Source organism: Streptomyces sp. SPB074 (assembly GCF_000154905.1).
Taxonomy (GTDB): domain Bacteria; phylum Actinomycetota; class Actinomycetes; order Streptomycetales; family Streptomycetaceae; genus Streptomyces.
On the sequence record NZ_GG770539.1, the window covers coordinates 5,711,569 to 5,714,095 of the forward strand.

Sequence of the window (2,527 nt, forward strand, 5' to 3'; positions counted from 1 at the left end):
CCGCCGCGTACCCCGCCCCGGCCGCTCCGGAACCGGCCGCCCTCAGAACCAGCTGCGACGGCTGCCGACCTCGGAGATCCACTGGTGCAGGTACGCGTCCCAGTCGGTGTCGCCGAAGTGGTGCAGCCCGACCCGGAAGGCGCGGAAGGAGTCGCTGCCCTCGGTGAAGAGCCCGTCCTTCTTGTCCATCTCCAGCACGACGTCCATCTCCCGGTCGTCCGCGACGAAGCTCAGCTCGACCTGGTTCAGGCCGCGGTACTGCTGCGGCGGGTAGAACTCGATCTCCTGGTAGAAGGGGAGCCGCTGCCGCGTCCCGCGGATCGAGCCGCGCTCCAGGTCCGCGCTCTTGAACCGGAAACCGAGCCGCCCGAACGCGTCGAGGATCGCCTCCTGCGCGGGCAGCGGGTGCACGGTGACCGGGTCGAGATCGCTGGAGTCCACCGCACGCGCGATCTGGAGCTCGGTGGTCACCCCGACGCTCATCCCGCGCAGGTGCTGCCCCGCGAAGGTCGTGACCGGGGTCTCCCACGGGATCTCCAGGCCGAAGGGCACGACGTGCGACGCCCCCTCGTGCAGCAGGAAGGCCCCGCCGAGGCTCACCCGGTGGAACTCGATGTTCTGCTTGTACTCCTGGTCGCCGCTCTCCACCTCGACCCGCGCCTGGAGCCCGACCGAGAGCCCCTCGATCTGCTGGTCCACGGCCCCGCCCTGGATACGCACCTCGCCCTGCACCACGCCGCCGGGGACCACGTTCTCCTCGAACAGCACCGTCTCGACCTCGGCGCCACCGGAACCGAGACTCGCCAGCAGCTTCCTGAACCCCATGTGTCCGCCTCTTCCCTCGTTGACTTTCCCTGGAGACACGCCCGTGCGTCCGTACGGGCGCCCTGTATCCGCTACGGGCGGCGCGTCGCCGGACCCGCTCATACGAACGCGCCTTCGGCCCTCCCGGTTCCGGTGCCCGCGAACCGGTCCTCCCGTACCCTCGGGGGCCATGCCTTCTGAATCCGTCCCCCCGGAGGACATGATCGCGGCCCCCGACCGTACGCCGCTGCCCCGCTCCTTCTTCGACCGCCCGGTCCTGGAGGCCGCCCCCGCCCTCCTCGGCCGCCTCCTGGTCCGCGTATTTTCTCCCAAGGGCCGCGTCGTCCTGCGCCTCACCGAGGTCGAGGCGTACGCGGGCGAGGCGGACCCCGGCTCGCACGCCTACCGGGGCCGCACCGCGCGCAACGCCGTCATGTACGGGCCGCCGGGCCACGCCTACGTCTACTTCACCTACGGCATGTGGCACTGCCTGAACGTCGTGTGCGGCCCCGAGGGCTTCGCCTCCGGAATCCTGCTGCGCGCCGGAGAGATCGTCGAAGGCGCGGAACTCGTTAGGCCACGCCGCCCCACGGCCCGCCGTGACCACGAACTCGCCAAGGGCCCGGCCCGGTTGGCGACGGCCCTCGACGTGGACCGGACACTGGACGGTACGGACCTGTGCGGCGCCGAAGGCGCACCGCTCCGCCTCCTCACGGGCACCCCGGCTCCGGCGTCCCTCCTGCGCGCCGGCCCGCGCACCGGTGTCTCGGGCGAGGGCGCGGTGCACCCCTGGCGCTACTGGATCGACGGCGAACAGAGCGTCAGCCCCTACCGCGCCCACACCCCACGCCGCCGTCCGGGCACCGCGCGAGGGGCGAACCGCAAGGGCTCTTGACTTTCCTCGTCCGAAGCCCTAACCTAAGACGAGCTGCTTGTGCCGGTAACGCCCAAGGCGATGACGGACAGTGGCACCTCTACTACTCAACGACTCGGTCCCGTAAGGGTCTGTTTTTCGGTGCGCCCTTATCGAGGGAGCCGAAAAGGAGTGGGAGCCCGATTAGGAGCTCCACGGAAAGTCGGTTAACGTAGTGGAAACGCCGGAAGGGAAACGGGAAGGCCGAAAGGCCGGGCCGGGAACTGGAAAGGCGCCGAGGAAATCGGGCCCGAGAGGGTCTGATAGAGTCGGGAACACGAAATGCCGAAGGGAAAACGCCCGGAGGAAAGCCCGAGAGGGTGAGTACGAAGGAAGCGTCCGTTCCTTGAGAACTCAACAGCGTGCCAAAAGTCAACGCCAGATATGTTGATACCCCGACCGAGAGTCCCTTGTGGCTTGAGGTTGAGGTTCCTTTGAAACACAACACAGCGAGGACGCTGTGGACCGGGGGGATTATTCCTTCCCCTGGTTCCGCTCTCGTGGTGTCTCCCGATTACGGGAAAACATTCACGGAGAGTTTGATCCTGGCTCAGGACGAACGCTGGCGGCGTGCTTAACACATGCAAGTCGAACGATGAACCGCTTTCGGGCGGGGATTAGTGGCGAACGGGTGAGTAACACGTGGGCAATCTGCCCTGCACTCTGGGACAAGCCCTGGAAACGGGGTCTAATACCGGATACTTACCATCTTGGGCATCCAGGGTGGTGGAAAGCTCCGGCGGTGCAGGATGAGCCTGCGGCCTATCAGCTAGTTGGTGAGGTAATGGCTCACCAAGGCGACGACGGGTA

At 67.3% G+C, this 2,527-nt stretch carries 2 protein-coding genes; one reads left to right on the forward strand and one right to left on the reverse strand.

Features of this window, described 5'->3' with window-relative positions; translation table 11 throughout:
- Window positions 1-42 precede the first annotated feature (42 nt).
- Entirely contained in the window at window positions 43-825 is a 783-nt protein-coding gene (locus tag SSBG_RS24230; protein ID WP_008748704.1) for a sporulation protein, read from the reverse strand.
- 199 nt (window positions 826-1,024) lie between these two features.
- On the opposite strand from SSBG_RS24230, the gene SSBG_RS24235 reads away from it, so the two are divergent.
- Complete coding sequence (locus tag SSBG_RS24235; protein ID WP_008748705.1) at window positions 1,025-1,699, forward strand: DNA-3-methyladenine glycosylase; 675 nt, start codon at window positions 1,025-1,027, stop codon at window positions 1,697-1,699.
- The last annotated feature ends 828 nt before the right edge of the window (window positions 1,700-2,527 follow it).

What these genes read in the sequence shown, in the direction of transcription:
- SSBG_RS24230 (WP_008748704.1), bottom strand. Translation starts at nt 825, where the DNA reads ATGGGGTTCAGGAAGCTGCTGGCGAGTCTCGGTTCCGGTGGCGCCGAG.
- SSBG_RS24235 (WP_008748705.1), top strand. Translation starts at nt 1,025, where the DNA reads ATGATCGCGGCCCCCGACCGTACGCCGCTGCCCCGCTCCTTCTTCGAC.